The following is a 23,907-nucleotide window of genomic DNA, read 5'->3' as shown; positions in this document are numbered from 1 at the left end:
AAGAAAGGCAAGACCATGACCGATACCCTCGATGAAACCCGCTGGAACGACGTCACCACCCGCAATCGCGCGGCGGACGGCACCTTCGTCTATGCTGTGAAGACCACCGGCGTCTATTGCCGCCCCTCCTGCCCCTCGCGGCAGGCCAAGCGCGCCAACGTCGCGTTCTACACCGCCCCGGCCGAGGCCGAAGCCGCCGGGTTCCGCCCCTGCCGCCGCTGCCACCCTGCCGCCGTGCAGGAACCTGCGACCTCGCTGATGCAGGCCATGGCCGCCTACATCACGCAGCATGCGGAAGAGAGTCTTCCGCTCGCCCGCCTTGCCGATCAGGCCGGGATGAGCCCCACCCACTTCCAGCGCGCCTTCAAGGCCGCGCTCGGCGTTTCCCCGCGCGAATATCAGGCGGCCCGGCGCCTCTCCCGCTTCAAACTGGCCCTGCGCGGAGGCGAAGGCGTGCTCGAGGCCGGGATCGACGCGGGCTACGGTTCCACCAGCCGCGTGTACGAAGCCATCGACGGCGGCCTCGGCATGACCCCCAGCGCCTACCGCGCGGGCGGTGCCGGTGAAGCGATCACATATGCGGTCCGCGATACCACGCTTGGCCCTTTGATGATGGCCGCCACGCAGCGCGGTGTCTGTTTCGTCCAGTTCGGGCCAAGCGCGGAGGCTCTCCTCGCGCAGCTTGCCGCCGAGTTTCCCAAGGCGGCGCTCAGCCCCGCCGGCGAAGCCGCCGAAGGCCCGCTCGATGCCTGGATGGCCGCTCTCGCCGCCCATCTCGAACAGGCCGCCCCGCGCCCCGATCTCCCGCTCGACTTGCGCGGCACGGCGTTCCAGATCAGCGTCTGGCGCTTCCTGATGTCGGTGAAGCCGGGCGACGTGGTCAGCTACAGCGAGCTCGCCGAGGGCGCCGGCAAGCCGCGCGCCATCCGCGCCGCCGCTTCGGCCTGCGCCGCCAATCGGATCGCCGTGCTCATCCCCTGCCACCGCGCCTTGCGCGCCGATGGCAGCCTCGGCGGCTATCGCTGGGGGCTTGAGCGCAAGCGCGCCCTGCTCGATGCGGAGCGGCGGGTCAGCGCAGCCGGCTGACGATCGCCTGCGCCGCCGCGGTCACGTCCGCCCAGGTCACCGCGAAATCCTCCTCGCTCCCGCCATAGGGATCGATCACCGCCGTCCCTTCGCGGCCCGGCACAAGGTCCATCAGCAGGCTCAGCCGCGCATTGGGCCCTGCGAGCGGGCGGCCCATGAACCCTTTTGGCTCGATCCGCTTCAGATCGCGCAAGTTCTGCTGATCGAGCGCATAGATATGGCCGAAGCGGCGGAAGTCTTCGCGTCGCACCTGCCGCGCGCGATAGCCCGAAATGTCGATCCCATGCCGGGCCGCTTCGGCAATCGCGCGGCGGTCCGGCGGATCACCGGCATGCCAGCCCCCGGTTCCGGCCGAATCGATGGTCACCGCGAGACCGGCAGCAACGGCCTCGGCCCGCAAAGCGGCCTCGGCGAGCGGCGAGCGGCAGATATTCCCCAGGCACACGAACAGGACGGACGGCTGGCTCACGAGGGGCCTCATGGGTCAGTTGGCGACAAGCCGCCGCTGGGCTTCGCGGCCCATCGCGACGAGAAACGGATCCTCTTCCTGCCTACGTGAAAACACGGATTTGCTGTCAATGTCCAGCCAGCGATGCGCAACAATCGCCTGCCCGATGGCGCCGCCCAGCGTTTCGCCCGGCCCCAGCAGCACGATCCGATCCGGTGCAAACTCCCTCAGCGCCACGGTGATCGCGGCGGTGAAGTCATAGGCCTCCAGGATCTGGTGCCCGAAAGTATAGTCCCACAGCTCCGCCGCATCGGTCTCGAACTGCCGCCACACCTTGCCGCGCCCGTCGATCAGCGGCACTTGCGGCGCGCCGAACCAGTCCGCCGGCAGCGACGCGCGCGCCGCATCCGCACTCGCCTGCATCAAAGGCGTGTGGAACGGCCCATGCCCAGCCAGCCGCAGCGGCGCACGCGGCAAGGGCGGCAGCGCTGCATTCAAGGCATCGAGCGCGCGCTCCGGCCCCGCCACCACCAGCATCCCGCCCAGCCGGATCGAAGGCAAAACGCCCACTCGCGCGCAGGCTGCTTCCACCGCGCGCTCGGTCGCGGGGTCGACCCGCCAGTCCTCGCCCGCCATCACGATCACCGCCTGCCCTCCGGGCTCATGCTTCTGCGAGTTCACCCCCATTGCATCGGCAATGGCAAAGCCATGCTCGCCCGAAACCGCCCCCGCACAGGCCAGCGCCGTATACCAGCCCATCGAATTGCCGGTGACGGCAACCACCTCGAAGCGCTCGCGGTCCAGCGTCAGGAAATCCAGAAACGCGCAGGCATGGATCAGCGGCGCCGCCACATCCCCGCGCGGATGGAGCTTCGCATCAAACTTCTTGGCGCCGTCGAGCTCGCTCAGCGTCGGCTTCCCCGCCGCGCCCCGCACCCCGTCGAAATGCGCCAGCCACGGCGATCCGGCATGGTGCCGCGCCAGATAGCCCAGCTCCGGCGCATTGTACGTGCCCCGCCCCGGGCACACGACGACGACCGTTTCCTTGGGGCTCTCAGCAGCCACGAGCAACCTCTCCTCCAACCACCCCTTCGTCACCCTGAACTTGTTTCAGGGTCCATCCCTCAGCCCGCGCCGAGTCTGCGGGTTCAGCGCCCGGGCGCGACATGGATGCTGAAACAAGTTCAGCATGACGAGAAAATGGGATGGGAAACTGCATCAGCGCCCGACCATCTCCAGCGCCTTGGCGACGATCCCGTCGCGGCTCGGCAGCGTATGCGTCGCCGCGCGCGCCAGCGGGATGAAGCTGTCCGTCGCCGCCAGCACGCCGAGCGCCTTGTCCGGCGCGCGCAAGGCGAGGAGCGCCAGCAGCGCCTCGCTCTGCGAACCCGTCTCGCGGCACTCGTCCACCACCAGCACCCGCCCGCACGACGCCACCGCCTCCAGCAGCGCGTCTTCCGCCAGCGGTGCAACCCAGCGCAAGTCGATCACCCGCACGTTGACGCCCTGCTCCGCCAGCAGCTTCTGCGCCTGCAGCGAAAGGTACACCCCGTTGCCATAGGTGACGATGGCAAGGTCCGTGCCCTCTCCATGCACCCCGATTTCGCCGACGCGAATCTCGGCTTGGCCCGGCGCCTCATAGACCGATGTCCACAGCCCATCGCCTTCCGCATGGAGATCGCGCGTCATGTAGAGCGCAATCGGCTCCACGAAGATCACGACGCGCTGCTCCTCATGCGCCAGCCGCACGCATTCGCGCAGCATCAGCACCGCCTCGCGCCCGCAAGACGGCACCGCGATGACCAGCCCCGGAATGTCGCGGAACACGGCAAGGCTGTTGTCGTTGTGGAAGTGCCCGCCAAACCCTTTCTGATAGGGCAGCCCGGCAATCCGCACGACCATCGGGTTGGTATACTGCCCGTTCGAGAAGAACGACAAAGTCGCCGCCTCGCCCCGGATCTGGTCCTCGGCATTATGGACGTAGGCGAGGAACTGGATCTCCGGCATCGGCAGCAGCCCGTTGTGCGCCGCGCCGATCGCCAGCCCCAGAATCGCCTGCTCATCCAGAAGCGTATTGATCACCCGCGCCGAACCGAACCGCGCATGCAGCCGCGCCGTCGCGTTATAAACCCCGCCCTTCGGCCCCACGTCCTCGCCGCAGACGATCACGTTGGGATATTGCAGCAGCAGGTCCGCAATGGCCCACGAGATGAGCCGCGCCATATGCTGCGGCTTCTCCATCACCGCCGCTTCATCGGCAAACACCGCCGCCCGCGCCTCTGCGCTCGCCAGCGGACGCTCCACGCCCTCGCGCCTCGGCGGCACGATGCTCGCCATCACCGCCGCCGCATCAGGGAGCTTCGGGCGCAGAATCGCCAGCTCCACCTGCCGCAGCAATTGCGCCTCGATGGCGTCGTACTCGCGCCGCACATCGGCCGCGCTCATCACGCCTTCCTCGATCAGCAAGGCTGCACTTGCCAGCAAGGGATCGCGCGCATTGTCCGCCGCGATTTCCTCCTTGCTGAGGTACACGCCCTGCACATCGTTCCCGGCATGGCCATAGAGCCGCACCGTCTTCATATGCAGGAACACCGGCTTCCGGTAACGCCGCGCGTAGTCCACCGCCTCGCTCGCCCCGCGCCACGCATCGGCCAGATCGCAGCCGTCGCATTGGATGTAATGCAGCCCCGCGCGCGTGGACCAGTTCGCCTCGATCCAGCCCATCGGCGTCTTGGTCGAAATGCCGATCCCGTTGTCTTCGCACAGGAACACGATGGGCATCGGCGTCCCCTGAAACGCCGCCCAGGCCGCCGTGTTCAGCGCACCCACCGCCGTCGAGTGGTTGGCCGAAGCATCGCCGAACGAGCACAGCACCACGCCATCCTTGGCGAGCGTCGTTTCCTCCAGCCCCATCCGCCGCGCGATCCCGATGGAAAACGCCGCCCCCACCGCCTTGGGCAAGTGGCTCGCGATCGTCGAAGTCTGCGGCGGAATCGCCAGCCGCTTCGAACCCAGCACCTTGTGCCGCCCGCCCGAAATCGGGTCCTCCGCGCTCGCGGTGAACGAAAGCAGCATGTCCCACATCGGGTTTTCGCCCGGCACACGGTTTGCGCGGTGGATCTGGAACGCGGCATCGCGATAATGCAGGAAGGCGATGTCATCCACCCGCAGCGCCTCGGCCAGCGCGGCATTCCCCTCATGCCCCGAAGAGCCGATGGTATAAAACCCCTCGCCACGCGCCTGCAGCTTGCGCGAAAGCCGGTCGAGCTGGCGGCTCACCATCTGGCTATGCAGGATTGCCGCCGCGCGCTTCGGATCGAGGCCGACCGCAGCCAGTCCCAAGTTGCTCCTGCGCTGCAATGTCCCCGCGTCCAGCGCGGCAACAAACTGCTCATGGACCTGCTGTGCGGCGTCCATCAGCGCGAACCAGTTTCAGTCGTGATCATTTCGCCAGCCCTAGCGAAAGGTACGCAGGCCGTCACCCCTTGTGAGGCGCCAAAGCCGCCCACCCCAGCGCCGGATCATCGGTAAAGAACCCGTCCACCCCCGCCGCCACGAACGCCCGCACATCTGCCACCATCCCCTGCGGCCACCGCGCATTAGCATCGCCGCCGCGCAAGTTCACCGGCAGAAACTGGTTCTCCGGGCGAAATGTGAACACGCTGACCTTCAGCCCAGCCTTGTGCGCATCGGCGATGAGCGCGGCAGGCGGCCCGGATTGGCCCGCCGCATCCAGCGGGATCACCCGCCGCAGCGGCGGCGAAATCCACTGCGCATAGGTCGCGATCTCGGCCAGCCCGGCAGGCGTCACCATATCCTCGAACGTCAGCGCCCCACTCGCCAAGACCACATCCGCCGGCTGCCTGACCTCCGGCCCCTGAATCAGCTGCAGCAATTCCACATTGCGCTGCTCCGCCAGTTCCTTGTGCAACCGCTTCAAGGTCGCGATTTCAAAACATTGCACAATCACCGGCGCGCGCCGCAGGTATGCCGTGCCCTTGATCGCCGCGACCAGCATGCCCGGCGTATCGAACCCCAGCCCCGCGAAGTACGTTGGATGCTTCAGCTCCGGGACCAGCCCCACCCGCCGCTTGCTGCGCGCCGCGAGCGCCACGATCTCGCCTAAGGTCGCCACCTCGAACTGGCCATCATGCGCCTTGCTCTCCGGTCGCAGAGCCCCCAGCCGCTCCTTCGCGCGCAGCGTCTTCAGTTCCGCCAGCGTGAAGTCCTCGGTAAACCAGCCCTCTTGGGCGCGCCCGTCGATCACTTTCACCACGCGCCGCGCGGCAAACTCCGGGTGGCTCGCCACATCCGTCGTCTCGGCGATGTTGCTCTCGTGCCGCGCCACCAGCACGCCGTCCTTCGTCGGCACGAGGTCGGGCTCGATGAAATCTGCCCCGTCCGCAATTGCCCGCTCATAGGCTGCCAGCGTCTCCTCCGGCAGCCACGCGGAAGCGCCGCGATGCGCGAAAATCAGCGGTTTGGCGGCAAGCGGCGCAGTGGTCATCACCAGTCCCAGAACCAGCAGCAAGCGGACCATCATGGCGAAACTCCCGGTGGAATGCACCCGCTATGCCGTATCGGTTACAGCAGAGAGACCACGTGCAAGGCCGGCAGTGGTCCCGCCCCCGGCTGATCACGCCAATCGCGCGCATTGAGCACGCCGCCGTCCGCGCGCAATTCTGCCACCTTGCCAAGATCGATCTCGGCAAACACCCACTGGCTCTCACCCTCGGCACCAATCGCGATCACGCCGTCCTCGGGCATCCCGCGATCCGGCGGCCCATAGACCCCCGCCGCGCCCCGGTTCACGTCCACCGCCGGAGACCATTCAGCCTCACCCACCGTCGGCGATTGCACCGCATAGCATTGGCCTTCGAGCGCCCGCGCCTGCGCGCCCAGCCGCACACGCCAATAGCCATGCAGGCTGTCGGTGCAGCTCGGCACCAGCAGCACTTCGGCCCCGGCATCCACCGCCGCGCGCGCCAGCAGCGGAAACTCGCTGTCATAGCAGATCAGCACCGCCAGCTTGCCCAGCGCCGTCTCGAACAGCGTGAGGCCATCCACCCCCGCCGAAACAAACCACTGCTCACGCTCGAAGCGCGTCATCACCAGCTTGTCCTGAACGCCCGCCTTGCCGCTGGGCGCAAACAGCCGCGCCGCATTGCGATAGCGACCATCGGCATCGAGGCGCGGCAGGCTCGCCGCCAGAATATGCAGGCCAAACCGCTTGGCCAGCTCGGCATGCAGCGCATCCACCTGTGGTACCAGCGCGGCCACGCTCGCCAGCGATCCCGCCAGATCCCCCATCGTCGCAGGCTCGAGGCTCGCCAGCTCCATCCCGCCATATTCGGGAAACACCGCCAGCGCCGCGCCGCTTTCCGCCGCACTCGCCACCCAGCGCGTCAGCTTGGCCTCGTAGGCGTCCCAATCGGCCAGCTGATGAATCGGATACTGCGCGGCGGCGATGGTGTAGCGGTTCATCACCAACTCCTCAGCCAATACTGCATGGCCTTCAGGCTCTCGCCCTCCTCGCCGTGCTCCTTCCACGCCAGTTCCGTCACCAGCCCCGGCACCACCGCATAGCCGCGCTTCGTCCAGAACGCATCGTGCGGCACATAGCCCGCAGGCTTCGCCGGATGGTCATCGGGCCGGATCACCGCCGCAAAGCACGCCGCCGTCGCCCCGCACGCCTTGGCCTGCGCCTCGCGGTGATCGAAGAACGCGTGGCCCACGCCCTGCCCGCGGTATTCCGGCAGCAGCACGCTCTCGCCAAAGTAGAACAATCGGCCCACATCGAGGCCCCGTGCCGCAAACGGCTCGCGGAACTCCGCCTTCTGATGGATCATCGGCGCCGCCGTCGCCGCGCCCACGATCCGCTCCCCATCGAACGCCGCCACCAGCACCGCATCCGCCGCCGCTGCATACTCGGCCAGATATTCGGCCTCATAAGCCGCATCGCCGTCATACAGATAGGGATAGGCCGCGAAGACCTTGATCCGCAGCTGCGCCAGATCAGCCAGCGCCGCGCCGATTTCCGCGCCGGTCAGCGGGCGGACGGTGACGCTCACCCGACCACCTGCGCGGTCCAGTCCGCCAGGTTGTAGTACATCGTCAGCCGCGTGATCCTGCCGCCGTCCACCGCGATAAACGCGCCCGCCGGCAGCACATAAGTCTGGCCATCGGCCTCGGGCAGCCCCTCGTCGGTCGCAAGGTAGGCGCCATGCACCACGAACTCCGCCGCCGCGCGCGCACCGTCATCGGTCGCCATCAGCACGATGTCCTTCAATTCTTCCTTGTAGCAGCGCTCCATGTGGCCAAGGAACGCGGCGAACTTGTCCTTGCCGATGACCCGCTCGCCCTGGTTCACGTCATGCGCGACATCGTCGGCAAGGCAATCAAGCATCCCCTGCCAGTTGCCCGCATTGAACGCGGCGTAATAGCGGGTCAGCAGGGCAATGGTGTCAGCACGGCTCATGGGACGGTCTCCTTCAGCGTCGCGCTTCTAGCGGTGGCTGCGGTAATGCACCACATTACAAAAACGCAAAACGCCGCCAGTCCTCCCCATTTTTCCGCAAGGACAAATGGGGAGGTGGCAGCCTCGCTCATCCTGAGCTTGTCGAAGGAAGGGCTGACGGAGGGGTACTACCTCCCCGGAACGGGGAGGGGGACCGCCCGAAGGGTGGTGGAGGGGTCTTACCCGAACAGCTTCGCCGCCGTCGTCGCCACACGCTGGCCGAGGTAGCGGGCGCCTTCCAGTTCGGTCTCGCTCGGCTGGCGGCTGCCGTCGCCGCCCGCCACCGTGGTCGCCCCGTAAGGCGCGCCGCCGACGACTTCGTCATGCCGCATCTGGCCCTGATGGCCATAGTCGAGGCCCACGATGGTCATGCCGAAGTGCAGCAGGTTGGTGATCACCGAAAACAGCGTCGTCTCCTGCCCACCATGCTGGGTCGCGGTCGAAACGAACGCCGCGCCGACCTTGCCGTTCAGCGCACCGCGCGCCCACAGGCCGCCGGCCTGATCGAGGAACGCCGCCATCTGGCTGGAAATCCGGCCAAACCGCGTGCCGGTGCCGACCACGATCGCGTCGTAGTGCTCCAACTCCGCCACCGTCGCGACGGGCGCGGCCTGATCCAGCTTGAAGTGATGCGCCTTGGCCACTTCCTCGGGCACCGTCTCGGGCACCCGCTTCACATCGACTTCGGCGCCCGCCGCGCGCGCACCTTCGGCGATTGCGTTCGCCATCGTTTCGACATGGCCATAAGCCGAATGATAGAGCACCAGAACCTTTGCCATCGGATGTATCCTTTGCTGCGCGGGGCACCGAATCGTGCCTGCCGCATCGTGTGAAGCCTTTCTACGACGCTCCGATGGTCCGGTTCAGCCGGATAAAACTGTCTTCCTTGTTCAAGATTATCGAACAAACGGCCACATATGTGTCCATTTGCGTGGACGCGCGTTTTGTCCTATGGGCCTCGCCAACTGCCCCGGCCCAGCGCAGGTTTTCGCCGTCTGGTGGAATACCCGCCCCGCCGGGGCTTTTGATTTAACGCGCCGCGCCTATCTTTGCGGCAGCGCCAAGGAAAGAATCGCCCATGTCCCGTCGCCGCCAGATCTACGAAGGCAAGGCCAAGATCCTCTACGAAGGCCCCGAACCCGGCACGATCATCCAGTATTTCAAGGACGATGCCACCGCCTTCAACGCGCAGAAGCGCGGCACGATCAACGGCAAGGGCGTGATCAACAACCGCATCAGCGAGTATGTGTTCACCCGCCTCGCCCACATCGGCATCCCCACCCACTTCATCCGCCGCCTCAACATGCGCGAACAGCTCGTGCGGCAGGTCGAGATCATCCCGATCGAAGTCGTCGTGCGCAATGTCGCCGCCGGCTCGATCAGCAAGCGCCTCGGCATCCCCGAGGGTGAGCCGCTGCCCCATACCCTGATCGAATACTACTACAAGGACGATGCGCTGGGCGATCCGATGGTCGCCGAAGAGCACATCGCCTGCTTCGGCTGGGCCAGCAACGAGGAGATGCAGGACATTTCCTCGATGGCGATCCGCGTGAACGACTTCATGGTCGGCATGTTCGCGGCGATCAACATCCGCCTCGTCGATTTCAAGCTCGAGTTCGGCCGCATCTGGGACGGCGACTACAGCCGCGTCATCCTCGCCGACGAGATCAGCCCCGATGGCTGCCGCCTGTGGGACATGGTCACCGGCGAAAAGCTCGACAAGGACCGCTTCCGCCGCGATCTCGGCGGTGAGGAAGAAGCCTACCAGGAAGTCGCCCGCCGCCTCGGCCTGCTCGAAAACGACGGCGGCCCCAGCGAAGTCTTCGACCTCGGCGCCCACCGCAAACTGCGCGGCAAGAAGTAAGCCGCCAAGGTCCTCCCCATTTTCACGAAGTGCAAATGGGGAGGTGGCAGCCCGCAGGGCTGACGGAGGGGTAAAAGAGCGCCTCCGTCGGGCAAGGGCCACAGCCCTTGCATCCCATCACTCAGCTATGCGCTCGATTTGACCGCAGCGCCCGCCTCAAGCGGCTCAGAATGTCTGTTCCGCATTCCCCACCATCGTCATTCCCGCGAAGGCGGGAATCCAGAGCTGCCCACACGGCGCCGCGCCCGAAATTGGGGATTAAGTAAAGTGTCACCGTAATCCCAAAGTGTTACCGTAATCCCCGTAATCCCAAACGGCGTCACCCTCAGGATTTGGGGTTTTAGTAATGTGTCACTGTGGTTCCCACGGCGTAGGGCGCGTGTCGCCCGAGACGTAAAGCGGGTGGGATGGCTGTCCGGCACTGGTAAGCCTGAGAAAGTGCGGCCTGACCAGACGAGGAGACACCAATGCCGCCCTTCCGAGGTAGCTGCCTGCATTTCCCCAAGCCGCGACGGTAAGCGAAGCTTGTTCGCCAAGCTTCTCCAGCCAGTGATCGTTCTCGGGACCAACCGGTTCATCGGCTGACATGAGTTCGGCAGGTGACGGCGTCCGGAAAGCAAACAAGTTGCCGACAACCAACGAGCCAAAGCCCCACGAATCAGCAAAGGAAATGCACCGACCGATTGTGCGATCATCGGTCGTGGCATCGGCAGTTGAAGGGTTCAGCATTACAAACAGGACTTGCGGCCCATCTCCCCACTTACGGGTCAGGGAATAACGATAGCGACTGCAGGGTGAAATGACAGCGTCTCGGTACATTTCAGTCCCCCATAACTCTTCAGACGGATCACATCAGATCGTTCTAAATCACCTCATCGGGTGCAGATCTGCGATAAGCAACCAACCGTTCTATTGTGAAGTGTTCATTACAGAACGAGGTTTGAGTACCCCCCCTCACTCCACCACCGGCAGCGCAATATAGCTCCCGCCTTCGCCCCCAACGCTCACTTTCTGCACCGCCTTCACATAATCCCCCGGCTTCGCGTCCAGGATCGAAGGCACGAACGTCTGCGGATTGCGGTCGTAGAGCGGGAACCAGCTCGATTGCACCTGCACCATGATCCGGTGCCCCGGCAGGAACACGTGGTTCGCCTGCGGCAGTTCAAACACGTATTCCAGCGGCGCCCCCGCCTTCAAAGGCCGCGCCTCGCTCAAGGTCTCGCGGAACCGCCCGCGGAAGATGTCCATGCCCACCGCCAGCTGGTAGCCGCCCATTGCCCGGTCGCCCGGCACGGCATCGGGATAGACGTCGATCAGCTTGACCACCCAGTCGCTGTCGGTGCCGCTGGTCGAGGCGGTCAGATGCACCACCGGCGCGCCTGCAATCGTCACCGGCTTCTCCAGCACCGGGCCGACGAAGGCCAGCACATCGGGCCGCCCCGAAACCGCGCGCTGGTCGCCCACCAGCCAGGTCGGCCAGGGGTTGCCGTCATAGCCCTCCTGCTGGTTGGGGCGCGGGTAGTAGGTGACGGGCTTGGCCGGGTCGGAGACATAGTCCACCGTCCCCGCCGTCGCCGCAGGCTCGAACCCCAGCCCCTCGCCCGGCAGCAGGTAGAGCTTCTTTTCCGCCTTCGCAGCAGGCCAGCCGCCCAGCTTCTGCCACTGGTTGGTCCCGCTCTGGAACGCGGTCACCGTGGGCACATCCATCGGCTTGTCATAGAGATAGTGCGCAAGGAACGGCGCGAGCACGTTCATCCGCCACCACTTGCCCGTTTCCATGTCCCACTTGATCGCGCCGGTGTGGTCCGAAGGCTCGATCGCCTGCCCGTGATACCACGGCCCGATCGACATATAGAGGTTGCCGGATTTATCCTGCGGCTTCAGCGCCTTCCACACCGCCGGGGCGCCATAGATGTCCTCCTGATCCCACAGCGAATGGACCAGCAGCGTCGGCACGGTCAGCGGCGCCTTGGCCAGCACTTTGTCCATCGCCTGTTCCTGCCAGAAGCTGTCCCACGCCTGATGCGCCTTGATCTTCTGCCAGAACCCGATCTGATCCAGCCCCTGCGCCGTCGCCAGCGCGCCGGCCGATCCGTACTTCATGAAGTGCGCATAGGCGTCGGCCTCCGCCACTTCATACTTGTTCTCGTTGCCCCGCGTCGCGACCTGCTCCCAGATGTAGCTCAGGCCGATCTGGCGGAACGCGCCGTTGTGGAACCAGTCGTCCCCGCGCCAGCCGTCGACCATCGGGTTCATCGGCACCGCCACTTTCAGCGCCGGATGCGGGTTCACCAGCGCGGCGAGCGCGGTGAAGCCGTCATAGCTGATGCCGATGATCCCCACCCGCCCGTTGCTTTCGGGCACGTTCTTCACCAGCCAGTCGATGGTGTCATACGTGTCCGTCGCGTGGTCGGTCTTCGTGGGATTCAGTGAAGTGCCCACGAAAGGCCGGTTCATCACATAAGTGCCTTCGGAGCCATACTTGCCGCGCACATCCTGCACCACGCGGATATAGCCGCCCGCGCTCACCACATCGGGCGCATGGTCATAGCCATCGAGCGCCACCGCCATGATCGGCGAGCCATGCTGGCTGGTCATCTCCTCGGCATTGTAGGGCGTGCGCGTGAGCAGCATCGCGGCTCCCTTCGCCCCCTTGGGAATCATGATCACGGTGTGCAGCTTCACCCCGTCGCGCATCGGGATATCGACCGCGCGCCGCTCGTAGTCGCGCGCCATGACCGGTTGCGTGATCGTCGCGGGCCGCTCGTCATAGACCGGCCCCTTCGCGGGCGCCGCCCATGTCGTCCCGGCACTCGCCAGCAGAAGCCCCAGAGCCAGACCCGCGCGCAGCTTCATCATGCCATTCCCCCTTGCCAAACCGCCGCGAGCTTAACACCCGCCGGTCCGGTGCCAAGCGTCATTGCGCATTAAGCCCTTAGCCGCCACAACCGCCGGCGATGCTTCACCGCTTTCTTGTCCGCCTCCTCGCCCTGCTTGTCCTCGTCGCCGTGCCGCTCGCCCCGGCCGCCGCAAAACCCGCGCCCGTCTGGGCCTTCGAGAAAAGCGACCTTGCGCCCGATCCCGGCTTCCGCTTCGGCCGCCTGCCCAATGGCATGCGCTATGTGATCCGCCACAATGCCACGCCCAAGGCCACCGCCGAAGTCCGCCTCCAGATCGATGCCGGCTCGCTCGATGAACGCGACAGCGAGCGCGGCTTTGCCCACTTCGTCGAGCACATGGCCTTCAACGGCAGCACGCATGTGCCCGAGGGCGAGATGGTCAAGCTGCTCGAGCGCGCGGGCCTTGCCTTCGGGGCCGATACCAACGCGCAGACCAGCTTCGAATATACGCTCTACATGCTGAGCCTGCCGCGCGCCGAACCGGCGCTCCTCGACACCGCGCTCATGCTGATGCGCGAGACCGCGAGCGAGCTCAGCTTCGCACCCGAGGCGGTCGCGCGCGAACGCGGCGTGGTCCTCTCCGAACTGCGTGACGGGCAAGGCTATGCGCTGGAGAACAACAAGGACCAGATGGCCTTCCTCTACCCCGCAGCGAACTTTCGCGACCGCCTCCCGATCGGCACGGTGGAATCGCTGAAGGCCGCCACGGCAGAAGCGCTCAGGGCCTTCTGGGCGCGCGAATATGTGCCCGCGAAGGCCACGCTGATCGTCGTCGGCGATTTCGATGCCGATGCGGTCGAGGCAGCGATCAAGGCGCGCTTCGCCGATTGGCCCGCGCGAAAGCCCGCCAAGCGCCCGGATCAGGGCCGCGTCTTTCCCGACCAGCAGGGCGCGAGCCGCATCCATCTCGATCCCGCCCTGTCCGAACGCGTCACCGTCTCGCGCCACGGCCGCTGGCGGAAGGAGCCGGACACCGAGGAAAGCCGCCGCGTCAATCTGCTGCGCCAGATCGGCTACGGCGTGATCAACCGGCGGATGCAGCGCCTCAGCCGCATCGCGCAGCCGCCGTTCCGCGGCGCCGGTGTCGGCACCAGCGAGGTCTTCCACATTGGCCGCACCACCAACCTTGTCGTCGACACCGCCGACAAAGGCTGGCGCAAGGGCCTCCTCGCGGCCGCACGGGTCTACCGCGAGGCGCTGGCCAAGGGCTTCACCGAGGCGGAAGTGGCCGAACAGCTCGCCGGCACCCGCACCGCCATCGAAAACGCCGCCGCCTCCGCCGATACGCGCAGCAACGACGCGCTCGTCGGCGCCGTTCTCCAGCTCCTGCGCGATGACAAGGTGCCCACCACACCCGCTTCATCGCTCGAACGCCTGAACCGCCACGCCGCCAGCTTCACCCCCGCCGCCGTGCTTGCCGCACTGCGCGCCGACGCGATCCCGCTCGCCAATCCGCTGATCCGCTTCCAGGGCCGCTCCGCGCCTGAAGGCGGTGGGCAGGCCCTGCGTGCCGCCTGGAACGAAGCGCAAGCCGCGCCCCTGCAGGCCGCCACCAGCACCACCTCCGGCACGTTTGCCTACACCGATTTCGGCCCCCCCGGCGCCGTGGCCAGCGACACGACCCGCGCCGATTTCGGCCTGCGCCAGATCCGCTTCGCCAACGGCGTCCGCTTCAATCTCAAGCGCACCGATCTCGAGGCGGACCGCGTGCTCCTGCGCCTCCACATCGATGGCGGCGAGCTGCTCGATACCAAGGCCAACCCCACCGCCACCGAGATGACCGCGATGCTCCCCACCGGCGGCCTCGGCAAGCACAGCCTCGATGACCTGCAGACGCTGCTCGCCGGCCGCTCGGTCGGCACGAACATCGCATCCTCGGGCGATACCTTCGCCATGGCCGCCGCCACCACGCGCCGCGATCTGGAGTTGCAACTCGATCTCATGGCCGCGCAGATCACCGATCCCGGCTGGCGCACCTCGGCGGGCGTCATCTACCATCAGACGATGACGAACTTCTTCGCCCGGATCGACGCCACCCCGTCCTCCGCGCTCGCCAACAGGCTGCCGAGCCTGCTCTCCGGCGGCGACCCGCGCTTCACGGTCCAGGCGCCTGAAACCTATCAGGCGCTCACCATGGCGCGCCTCAAGGCCGATATCGGCGGCCGCCTCGCGCATGGCGCGATCGAACTCACCATGGTCGGCGATTTCGATCCCGAAGCTGCCGTCGCGATGGTCGCCCGCACCTTCGGCGCCCTCCCCCCGCGCGAGCCCGATTTCCTCCCCTACACCGCCGAACGCGAGCGCAGCTTCACCCCCAAGCGCGGCATCACCGTCATCCGCCACAAGGGCGCGCCCAACCAGGCCATCGTCCGCTACGTCTGGCCCACCACCGACGACAGCGACCCGGTCACCAGCATCGGCCTCGAACTGCTGCAGGAAGTCACCGGCATCGAAGTGCTCGACACCGTGCGCGAGGCCTTGGGCAAAGCCTATTCCCCCGGCGCCGCTTCCTCGCTCAGCCGGGTCTGGCGCGGCTGGGGCACGTTTACCGTCAATGCCTCGGTCGATCTGGCCGATGTCGCCGCCACCCGCAGCGCCATCGAGAGCACGATCGCTGGCCTCGCCGCCAAGCCGGTCGACGACGACATTCTCGCCCGCGCCCGCGCCCCGATGCGCGAGCGGATCGACAACCTGCTCAAGACCAACGGCGGCTGGCTCGCCCTTGTCGACCGCGCCCAGAGCCAGCCCGACCGCATCGCGCGATACCAGCTGGCCCGCCAGCGCCTCGACGCACTGACCGCGGCCGACCTGCAGGCCCTCGCCAGGCGCTACCTCGCGCCCGATCAGGCCGTCGTCGCGCTCGTCCTGCCTGAAGGCGCCCCCGCGCCTGCCCGTTAGGGAGGCTGGGCGTTTTGCCGATTCAGCGTAGCCTCCCTTCTTGCGGACATTCAGCTCGCCGAAGGGACCACCCGCCATGCTCACCCGTCTCGTCATCGCCGCCGCCGCGCTTGCGCTCGTCCCCGCCGCCGTCATGGCTGGCCACAGCGAGCTTGACGTCCCGCCTGCCGACACCTTCCTCCTCGGCGGCGAACAGAAGTCCGACATGGTCGTCTCGGGCCGCAACACCGGCCAGACCACTGTTGCGGTGCTCTCGGCAACGGACGGGTCCTCGCCCGAAGTGCTGATCGCCACCGTCGCCCCGGGCGCCAGCTTCAAGCATGCCTACGGACCCGGCGAGATCGCGATGATCCGCAACAAGTCGACCAGCGAAACCGCGCACCTCAGCGTCGATTTCACCGGCAGCCCGTCGAGCCTCTCGATGGCCTACTTGCTCCCCCAGAAGGACTGACAGGACCTCCCCGGAACGGCGAGGGGGACCGCCCGCGAAGCGGGTGGTGGAGGGGTCACGCCACCGTATCCTGATACCGCCGCACCGCCAGCGATCCCAGCAGCACCAGCATACCCGCCAGCACCCCCATTTCGGGCAGCGCATCAAGCAGCCCCCACCCCTTCAGCATCACCCCGCGCACCAGCCGGATGAAATGCGTCGTCGGCAGCACTTCGGCCAGCGTCTGCGCCCACACCGGCATGCCGCGATAGGGAAAGGCAAAGCCCGACAGCAGCACCGAAGGCAGGATGTAGAAAAAGCTCATCTGCATCGCCTGCAACTGGCTCTGCGCCAGGGTGGAGAGCGTGAACCCCAGCCCCAGACTGGTCACCATGAACAGCAAGGTCGATCCCAGCAGCAGCGGCAGCGGCCCCGCAAACGGCACGTCGAACAGGAACCGCGCCGCGAGCAGGATCACCGTCAGCTGCACGATCCCGATGCCGAGGTAGGGCACGATCTTGCCCACCATCACCTCGAAGGGCCGCAGCGGCGTTGCCAGCAGGTTCTCCATCGTCCCCTGCTCCACCTCGCGCGTCACCGACAAGGCCGTCAGCATCACCATCGTCATCGAAAGCACGATGGCCAGCAGCCCCGGCACGACGTTGTGGCTGGTGATCCCTTCCGGATTGTAGCTCCGGTGCAGCACCAGCTCGACCGGCGATGGCCCCGCCGCGCGGGCTCCCAGAGGCCCGATCAGATCATGCCCCAGCGCGGTAGACACCGCATCGCCGATCGCGCTCAGCGCCGGCCCCGTCGCGGCGGGATCGGTCGCGTCCGCCGTCACCAGCAATTGCGGTCGCCGCCCGCGCACCAGATCGCGCCCGAAGTCCGGCGGGATCGTCACCACGAACTGCACCTTGCCGTCTTGCAGCAGGCGGTCCCCGGCGCCCGGCGTCTCGACCAGCTCGGTCACCTTGAAATAGGTCGTGTTCCGCAGCGCCGCATCGATCGAACGCGCAAACACCGAATTGTCCCCCCGCTCGATCGCCATCGGCAGCCCGCGCGGATCGTTGTTGATCGCATAGCCGAAGATCATCAGCTGCATCAGCGGCATGACCAGCATCATGCCCACCGTGCCCCGGTCGCGCAGCATCTGCCGCACTTCCTTGAACACCATCGCGCCGATGCGCTGCAGCGGGGTCGCGCTCATGCGTGCACCACCACCGAATTGTCCTCGGCCCCGCGCATCAGATGGATGAACACGTCCTCCAGACTCGGCACCGCCTCACGGAAGGTGATCGTATCCGCCCAGGGCGCTACCGCTTCATGCAGCGCCGCCATGTCCGGCCCGCAGACATGCAGCGCCGTGCCGAACGGCGCCGCCATCGCCACCCCGGGCCGCGCCTCGATCGCCGCCGCCAGCCGGTCCGCACCCGTTCCATCAGGCAGGTGCCCCTCGCCCTGCAGCGCCTTCAGCCCCGAGCCCGAGACCACTTCCGCAATGCTCCCCCGCGCCAGCATCCGGCCATAGGCGATATAGGCGATCTCGTGGCAGCGCTCGGCCTCGTCCATGTAGTGGGTGGAAACCAGCACGGTCATCCCGCCCGCCGCCAGCCCATGGATCTGGTCCCAGAACTCGCGCCGCGCCTGCGGGTCGACGCCCGCGGTGGGCTCGTCCAGCAACAGGATTTCGGGATCGTGCAGCACGCAGGCCGCCAGTGCCAGCCGCTGCTTCCACCCGCCCGAAAGCTTGCCCGCCAGCTGGTCGCTGCGCGTCGCCAGCCCCAGTTGCTCCAGCGCCTCGGCCACGCGCTCCCGCCGCCGGGGCAGCCCATGCACCCGCGCAAAGAACTCCAGATTCTCCGCGATCGTCAGATCGGAAAACAGCCCGAACTTCTGCGTCATGTAGCCGACGCGCGCCTTGATCGCGCTGCGCTTCGCCCTGAGGTCCTGCCCCAGCACCGTCCCTTCGCCCGCATCGGGGATCAAGAGCCCGCAGATCATCCGCAAGGTCGTCGTCTTGCCCGACCCGTTCGGCCCCAGAAACCCGCAAATCCGCCCCCGCGCCACAGACAGGTTCACCGCATCCACCACGGTCCGCCCCCCGAACCGCTTGGTCAGCCCCCGCACATCGATAACAAGATCCAGAACCTCCCCGGAACGGGGAGGGGGGCGTAGCCGGTCCAAATGGCCTGCCGGGGGCAGGCCATCCGGCGAAGCCGGGCGCGCTGGCGCGCCCGTGGCCGAAGGGTGGTGGAGGGGTAATGTCACGGCATTACCGCCACCGGCAACCCCAACGGCAACGGCTTGTCCACCGGCAATATCGCCTCCACCATGAACACCAGCTTCGCCCGCGCATGCTCGCTGTAGATTACCGGGGGCGTATACTCCGCGCGCGGCGCGATGTAGCGCACCGTCGCCGTCCGCTCCCCGCCGCAGCCATCGCAGCTGAACCGCACCGCCTGCCCCATCCGCAGCCCCGCCACCCTGTCCTGCGGCACGAAGAAGCGGATCTTGCGCTTGTCATCGGGAATGATCGAAACCACCGGCTGGTTCGCAGGCACCCATTCGCCCGGATTGAAATAGGTCTGCTCTACCTGCCCGCTCACCGCAGAAATCGGCGCGATTTCCTGCCGCCGCCGCGCTTCCGCCGCCAGCGCCGCCTTCGCCCCCTGCACTTGGGCTGCTGCCGCCGCCTGCTGGCTCTCGCGCCCCACGGTCAGCGCGCCGCTGCGCTGCTGCGCCTGTGCCTGTGCCACACTGGCCGCCGCGCTATCGCGCGCCGCGCGTGCGGCATCCAGCTGCGTGCGGCTGGCAAAGCCCTTGGCTGCTAGATCGGCGAAGCGCCGGTAATCTGCCTCGGCTTTCACCAGCTGCGCCCGCGCCGAAGCTTCCGCCGCCCGCGCCACATCGATTTCCGGCCTGCGCTCGCGCGCCGCGCCAAGATCGCTGAGCGAGGCTTCCGCCCCCGCAACTTGCGCCGCCGCCTGCGCCGCGCTCGCATCCGCCGTGCGCGGATCGAGCGCAAACAAGGTCGCGCCCACGCTCACCCGCCCGCCGCGCTCCACCGGGCGGCTCGCCAGCGTGCCCGAAACCGGCGCCGCCACATAAAGCGCCTCGCCCTCGACATAGCCCAGCCACGGATCGGGCGCGGTCTGCCGGGTGAAGTACCAGATCGCAGCCCCGACCAGCACCGCCAGCAGCACAAGGATCGGCAGGCGTTGGCGCAGGCTCATGCGGAAACTCCCCGGCTCGTCGGGCTGGCCATCAGGCCGCCGATGAGCAGATCGGCATGGCTCGCCGCCATCGCCTCGATATCCATCGGCTTGGCGCCCACCGGCACAAACACGATCCGCCACAGTGCGGTCAGGATCATGCCCCCCGCCACGCTGCGCGCCGCCAGCGATGGGTCCGCGCAGGCAAACTCGCCGCGCTTCACGCCGTGGCGGATGATCGCCTCGATCGCCCCGAACACCTTGGTGATCGCGGCATCGTGATAATACTTCACCAGATCGGGGAACGCCTGCCCCTCGCCGATGATCAGACGTGGCAGGAAGGCGATGTTGCCGGTTCCCATGCGGATCATCACCACCCGGATGAACCGCCGCAGCGCTTCGGGTGCCGGATAGTCACCCAGGTCCGGGATCGCCTCGGGCAGCACGTGCTCGATCATCCCTTCGACCAGCGCGCGGAACAGCGCCTCCTTGCTTTCGAACAGGCTGTAGAGCGCGCTGCGACTGATCCCCACGCGCTGGGCGATGTCGTCCATCGGCGTCGCGGCGAAACCTCGCGTCGCAAAGGCATCGCGCGCGGCTTCCAGCACGCGGTCAAGGCGATCGGGGGGCGTGACTCGGGCCATGGACAGAATAAATAACAGACGCGTCTGTTATTTAAAAGCGGGAGCGGCTGGAGCGAGCGCCGATTTTCCTACACTGCCGCAATCTGCTACAGAGCCCTAATGCCCCGGATTTCCGCCCCTTCGCAGCTTGATCGGCCCACCGTTTCGCCGCTGCACCGGGCTCGTCCATTTTCGCTCTGGATTGTGTCAACCGTGTCAACCTCCCGCCAGCTTGCGCTTCGGTCCGCACCGGAGCATAGGCGCACCCGATTCTCCCCAAAGTTGCCCGGAAAGGCCTGCCGCCCATGAAGATCCGCGTCCACGTCAGCCTCAAGAACGGCGTGCTCGATCCGCAGGGCCGCGCCATCCACCATGCGCTCGAAGGTCTCGGCTTCGAAGGCGTCAACGATGTCCGCGCCGGCCGCCTGATCGAGATGGACGTGGCCGACAGCACCACCGACGCCGCGCTCGAAGACATGTGCCGCAAGCTCCTCGCCAACCAGGTGATCGAGAACTTCCGCATCGAAAAGGTCGCGTAAGGAACCCAATCCCCCTCCCGCCCGTTCGTGTCGAGCGAAGTCGAGACACCCGAATATCCCGAGCGAAGTCGAGGGGGCGAAGTCGAGATACAGGAAAGCCAAGCCCATGCCCTTCACCGCCGCCGTCATCACCTTCCCCGGCTCCAACTGCGACCGTGACATGGCCGTGGCGGTCGAGCAGATCACCGGCGGCACGGTCCACCGCGTCTGGCACGGCGATGCGGAGCTTCCCGCCGGCCTCGATTTCATCGCCCTTCCCGGCGGCTTCTCCTACGGCGACTACTTGCGCTCCGGCGCCATGGCCGCGCGCTCGCCGGTGATGCAGGCGGTCGTCGCCGCCGCCAGCCGGGGCGTCACCGTGCTCGGCGTGTGCAACGGCTTCCAGGTCCTCACCGAAGCGGGGCTCCTCCCCGGCGCGCTGATGCGCAACGCCGGCATCCGCTTCGTCTGCCGCGATGTGCCCTTGGTGGTAGAAAACAACCAGTCGCTGTTCACCGCGCGCTACACCGCCGGCCAGCGCATCACGATCCCCGTCGCGCACCACGATGGCAATTACTTCGCCGACGCCGAGACGCTCGACCGCCTCGAAGGCGAAGGCCGCGTTGCCTTCCGCTACGGCGAACCCGTCAACGGCTCGCAGCGCGATATCGCGGGCGTGCTCAATGATGCGGGCAATGTGCTCGGCATGATGCCCCACCCCGAACGGATGATCGAGCCCGCACAGGGCGGCAGCGATGGCCGGGCCTTGTTCGAGAGCGTGCTGGCCGGCCTCGGCGTCGCCGCCTGATCGTCAGGCCTGCCGGCGCTGCCAGCCGATCCGGTCGAACAGCCCGCTCGCATCGCGCGCGGTCATCGGGCGGCCGAAGTAGTAGCCCTGGATCTTCTTGCAGCCGAGGCGGCGGATCACGGCGAGTTCTTCTTCGGTTTCAACACCTTCCGCCGTGGTCGACATCTCGAGGCTGTCCGCCATCGCGACGACGGCGCGCACGATCGCAAGGCTCTCCGGATTGTCCTTCGCCGCGCCCTGCACGAAGCTGCGATCAACCTTGATCGTCGAGAACCGCAGTTTCCGGAGGTACCCCAGCGAGGAATAGCCCGTCCCGAAGTCATCGAGCGCCACGCCGCAGCCGAGCGACATGATCCGCTCGAGCGTCATCTGCGCCGCCGTCCCGTCGCGCACGAAGATGCTCTCGGTCACTTCGATCTCGAGCCGGTGCGGCGGCAGACCGCTGGCAGCCAGCGCGGAGACGACGACTTCGGCAAAGCTCGGATCAAGCAGCTGCTCGCCCGAAACGTTGACCGCCACCTTGATCGGATCAGGCCAGTTGGTCGCCTCGAAGCACGCGGTGCGCAGCACCCATTCGCCGATCGGCACGATCAGGCGGGTATCCTCGGCGAGCGGGATGAACTTGGCCGGACTCACCGGGCCGTGGTCCGCCGAGTGCCAGCGCAGCAGCGCCTCGAAGCTCACCGGCTCCTCGGTCAGCGCATCGACCACCGGCTGGTAGGCGAGCTGGAACTCCCCGCGCTCCAGCGCATGACGCAGCGAGAACTCAAGCTTGCGCCGCTCCTCGGCATGGGCATGCAGCGCCGGCTCGTAGTCGAAGTGCAGCCCGCCGCCCTCGTCCTTGGCGCGGTAGAGCGCGAGGTCGGCATTGCGCATCAGCGTCTCGACCGTCGCCCCGTCGCGCGGCCCGATTGCCGAGCCGACGCTGGCGCCGACAAAAAGCGTGTGGTGATCGATCTCGTAGGGCTGCGACAGCGCGGTGATCACCGCCTCCGCCACCACCCGGATGCGCATCCCGTCACCCGCATCGCGCACCACGATGGCGAACTCGTCGCCGCCCAGCCGTCCGCACAGTTCGTTCTCGCTCATCAGCGACTTGAGGCGATCCGAAACCTTCGCGAGCAGCTGGTCGCCGACAAGGTGCCCCAGCGTATCGTTGACCGCCTTGAACCGGTCGAGGTCGATCATCATGAATCCGCAGCGCATCCGCCAGCGATCCGCCTCCCGCATGGCATCGCCCAGCGTTTCGGTGAGCATCAGGCGGTTCGGCAGGCCCGTGAGCGTGTCATAGCGCGCGAGATAGGCGATCTTGTCGGCGCTTTCGCGCTGCTCGGTCACGTCCGAACCGACGCCGCGGAAGCCGATGAAGTTGCCGTTGTCGTCAAAGCGCGGCGAAGCGGAGAGCTCCCACCAGCGATTGCTGCCGTGCAGCGTGACATGGACAAGCAGGTTCGAGAAGCTCTCGCGCCGCTTCAGCCGTTCGGCGAGGTCGTGGAGCGAGGAATGGAAGTGCCCGCTTTCCCAGGCGGAACCGGCGATCAGCTGGATCAGCGGCTTGCCGTCGATGTCTTCAGGGTCTTCTCCGAGCGCGAAGGCAAAGCGGGGGGATGCAGCGCGGACGCGGCGGGTAGAGTCGGTCTGCCACAACCAGTCCGCCTCGCCTTCCTCGAACTCGCGCAGCAGCAGCGAGACAACCTCGCTCTTCTCCGCAACGCCCGCTTCGGCAACCTTGCCCGCAAGGAACATGCGCGCGGCTTCAAGACTGCCGACCCACAGGAAGATCACGAAAGTGACCGCAGCACCTGCCGCCGTCACCTTGCCGAAAGCGAGGAACACCACGATGCTCGCCGCGCCGAGGATGGCATTGAACAGCACCGCGCCGAGCGGCACGGCGGCGAAGGCGAGCGCGGTGCCCGCCATCAGCATCGCCATGATCGACCAAACCAGCAGCCGCTGCTCGGGCGACGCGAAAGGCCCCATCACGAGGATCGGGAGCACCCACACCACCCCCGCCGCAACGGTGCAGACGGTATGGCGGTGGATTTCCTGCCGGGTCATCCGGCGGCGGTCGGCATCTTCCAGCGTACGGTCGAAACTCGCACCCCAGACCAGAATCCCGGCAAGCACCGCGGCCCAGCCGAGCAGGACTGCAATGTGGATCGCGCCCCACAGCGCCTGAACGACGAGCATCGCCGCCAGACCATGTGCGGCAAGCCGCGGCCGGGTGAGCCGCGCAAGGCCGGAATACTGCAGTCCGCGCAGCCGCCCCCAGTCACCTTCCGCCGAATCGGACAGGCCCAGCACGGCCATGGCCGGCAGCTCCCGCGGCAAGGCGGGCATGGTTTGATCGGTCGGTCGGGTCACGCCTCCCGGCTTAGTGGAGAAACCTTGCGCAAAGGTAAGCGCCCGGGCATCTTCACTACAAACAACACCAATCCGGACTTTCCACAAGCCTCTGAAATGTAACAGCACTATCCCGGCCGGTAGCAAATTGTTGAGCAAGTTTTTTGCTGCCATCTGCCCATCGGCAGCAGCTTGCCCCTGCCGCTCCGCAAGAGGCCGTGCTAGCCCCATGCCAAGCCCTTCAAAGAGAGTTTCGC

Annotated in this window: 21 protein-coding genes; 6 read left to right on the top strand and 15 right to left on the bottom strand. The window is 66.8% G+C overall.

Annotation, left to right across the window (positions count from 1 at the left end; translation table 11 throughout):
* Window positions 1-15: 15 nt before the first annotated feature.
* A complete protein-coding gene (gene ada / locus IP83_RS03090) occupies window positions 16-1,086 on the top strand; it encodes a bifunctional DNA-binding transcriptional regulator/O6-methylguanine-DNA methyltransferase Ada (protein ID WP_054120740.1) in 1,071 nt (356 codons plus the stop codon).
* Here ada and IP83_RS03085 read toward each other — a convergent pair.
* The 8 genes from IP83_RS03085 to wrbA all read right to left on the bottom strand — a co-directional run bounded on the left by IP83_RS03085 (window position 1,070) and on the right by wrbA (window position 8,830).
* The gene (locus IP83_RS03085; protein ID WP_054120739.1) at window positions 1,070-1,567 is read right to left on the bottom strand and encodes a low molecular weight protein-tyrosine-phosphatase; all 498 of its coding nucleotides are present in this window, start codon (window positions 1,565-1,567) and stop codon (window positions 1,070-1,072) included. The two genes, ada and IP83_RS03085, sit on opposite strands and share 17 nt — an antisense overlap.
* A 3-nt stretch (window positions 1,568-1,570) precedes the next feature.
* Window positions 1,571-2,599 (bottom strand): ACP S-malonyltransferase, encoded by a 1,029-nt coding sequence (locus IP83_RS03080; RefSeq protein ID WP_054120738.1) that lies wholly within the window; start codon window positions 2,597-2,599, stop codon window positions 1,571-1,573.
* A 153-nt stretch (window positions 2,600-2,752) separates the two neighbouring features.
* A complete protein-coding gene (locus IP83_RS03075) occupies window positions 2,753-4,951 on the bottom strand; it encodes an alpha-ketoacid dehydrogenase subunit alpha/beta (protein WP_054120737.1) in 2,199 nt (732 codons plus the stop codon).
* A 61-nt stretch (window positions 4,952-5,012) separates the two neighbouring features.
* Window positions 5,013-6,077: a glycerophosphodiester phosphodiesterase family protein gene (locus IP83_RS03070; RefSeq protein ID WP_156309555.1), complete on the bottom strand. Its 1,065-nt coding sequence runs from the start codon at window positions 6,075-6,077 to the stop codon at window positions 5,013-5,015.
* 41 nt (window positions 6,078-6,118) lie between these two features.
* Window positions 6,119-7,018 (bottom strand): carbon-nitrogen hydrolase family protein, encoded by a 900-nt coding sequence (locus IP83_RS03065; RefSeq protein ID WP_054120735.1) that lies wholly within the window; start codon window positions 7,016-7,018, stop codon window positions 6,119-6,121.
* On the bottom strand, window positions 7,018-7,605 hold the full coding sequence (locus IP83_RS03060; RefSeq protein WP_082364441.1) for a GNAT family N-acetyltransferase: 588 nt from the start codon (window positions 7,603-7,605) through the stop codon (window positions 7,018-7,020). Before IP83_RS03060 ends, IP83_RS03065 begins: the two co-directional genes overlap by 1 nt.
* A complete protein-coding gene (locus tag IP83_RS03055) occupies window positions 7,602-8,012 on the bottom strand; it encodes a ketosteroid isomerase-related protein (protein ID WP_054120734.1) in 411 nt (136 codons plus the stop codon). The genes IP83_RS03060 and IP83_RS03055 overlap by 4 nt, the downstream gene beginning before the upstream one ends.
* Before the next feature lie 218 nt (window positions 8,013-8,230).
* Window positions 8,231-8,830 (bottom strand): NAD(P)H:quinone oxidoreductase, encoded by a 600-nt coding sequence (gene wrbA, locus IP83_RS03050; protein ID WP_054120733.1) that lies wholly within the window; start codon window positions 8,828-8,830, stop codon window positions 8,231-8,233.
* Between the two features lie 299 nt (window positions 8,831-9,129).
* Between wrbA and purC the strand changes: the two genes are divergently transcribed.
* Entirely contained in the window at window positions 9,130-9,915 is a 786-nt protein-coding gene (gene purC, locus IP83_RS03045) for a phosphoribosylaminoimidazolesuccinocarboxamide synthase (protein ID WP_054120732.1), read from the top strand.
* A gap of 351 nt (window positions 9,916-10,266) precedes the next feature.
* Here purC and IP83_RS21090 read toward each other — a convergent pair whose 3' ends face one another.
* The gene (locus tag IP83_RS21090; protein WP_072379701.1) at window positions 10,267-10,734 is read right to left on the bottom strand and encodes a DUF1643 domain-containing protein; all 468 of its coding nucleotides are present in this window, start codon (window positions 10,732-10,734) and stop codon (window positions 10,267-10,269) included.
* Between the two features lie 135 nt (window positions 10,735-10,869).
* Window positions 10,870-12,771: a CocE/NonD family hydrolase gene (locus IP83_RS03040; RefSeq protein WP_054120764.1), complete on the bottom strand. Its 1,902-nt coding sequence runs from the start codon at window positions 12,769-12,771 to the stop codon at window positions 10,870-10,872.
* A 101-nt stretch (window positions 12,772-12,872) separates the two neighbouring features.
* Between IP83_RS03040 and IP83_RS03035 the strand changes: the two genes are divergently transcribed.
* Both IP83_RS03035 and IP83_RS03030 read left to right on the top strand, forming a co-directional pair.
* Window positions 12,873-15,713: a pitrilysin family protein gene (locus IP83_RS03035; protein WP_054120731.1), complete on the top strand. Its 2,841-nt coding sequence runs from the start codon at window positions 12,873-12,875 to the stop codon at window positions 15,711-15,713.
* 76 nt (window positions 15,714-15,789) lie between these two features.
* On the top strand, window positions 15,790-16,164 hold the full coding sequence (locus IP83_RS03030; protein ID WP_054120730.1) for a hypothetical protein: 375 nt from the start codon (window positions 15,790-15,792) through the stop codon (window positions 16,162-16,164).
* 55 nt (window positions 16,165-16,219) lie between these two features.
* Here IP83_RS03030 and IP83_RS03025 read toward each other — a convergent pair whose 3' ends face one another.
* From IP83_RS03025 to IP83_RS03010, 4 genes are all read right to left on the bottom strand, one after another.
* The gene (locus IP83_RS03025; RefSeq protein ID WP_054120729.1) at window positions 16,220-17,353 is read right to left on the bottom strand and encodes an ABC transporter permease; all 1,134 of its coding nucleotides are present in this window, start codon (window positions 17,351-17,353) and stop codon (window positions 16,220-16,222) included.
* The gene (locus IP83_RS03020; RefSeq protein WP_231624880.1) at window positions 17,350-18,273 is read right to left on the bottom strand and encodes an ABC transporter ATP-binding protein; all 924 of its coding nucleotides are present in this window, start codon (window positions 18,271-18,273) and stop codon (window positions 17,350-17,352) included. The genes IP83_RS03025 and IP83_RS03020 overlap by 4 nt, the downstream gene beginning before the upstream one ends.
* 137 nt (window positions 18,274-18,410) lie before the next feature.
* Window positions 18,411-19,379: an HlyD family secretion protein gene (locus tag IP83_RS03015; protein ID WP_054120728.1), complete on the bottom strand. Its 969-nt coding sequence runs from the start codon at window positions 19,377-19,379 to the stop codon at window positions 18,411-18,413.
* Window positions 19,376-20,002 (bottom strand): TetR/AcrR family transcriptional regulator, encoded by a 627-nt coding sequence (locus tag IP83_RS03010; protein WP_054120727.1) that lies wholly within the window; start codon window positions 20,000-20,002, stop codon window positions 19,376-19,378. Before IP83_RS03010 ends, IP83_RS03015 begins: the two co-directional genes overlap by 4 nt.
* Before the next feature lie 284 nt (window positions 20,003-20,286).
* Here IP83_RS03010 and purS point away from each other — a divergent pair, with 284 nt between their 5' ends.
* Entirely contained in the window at window positions 20,287-20,520 is a 234-nt protein-coding gene (gene purS / locus IP83_RS03005) for a phosphoribosylformylglycinamidine synthase subunit PurS (RefSeq protein WP_054120726.1), read from the top strand.
* Between the two features lie 106 nt (window positions 20,521-20,626).
* Complete coding sequence (gene purQ / locus IP83_RS03000; protein ID WP_054120725.1) at window positions 20,627-21,307, top strand: phosphoribosylformylglycinamidine synthase subunit PurQ; 681 nt, start codon at window positions 20,627-20,629, stop codon at window positions 21,305-21,307.
* 3 nt (window positions 21,308-21,310) lie between these two features.
* On the opposite strand, the gene IP83_RS02995 is transcribed toward purQ, so the two are convergent.
* Entirely contained in the window at window positions 21,311-23,647 is a 2,337-nt protein-coding gene (locus tag IP83_RS02995) for a bifunctional diguanylate cyclase/phosphodiesterase (protein ID WP_054120762.1), read from the bottom strand.
* Window positions 23,648-23,907 lie beyond the last annotated feature (260 nt).

The sequence above is a fragment of the Novosphingobium sp. AAP93 genome (assembly GCF_001296055.1).
In the GTDB taxonomy this organism is placed as follows: domain Bacteria; phylum Pseudomonadota; class Alphaproteobacteria; order Sphingomonadales; family Sphingomonadaceae; genus Novosphingobium.
The sequence above is the reverse complement of the archived record's forward strand: the minus strand, read 5'-3'. Positions and strand labels throughout refer to the sequence as shown.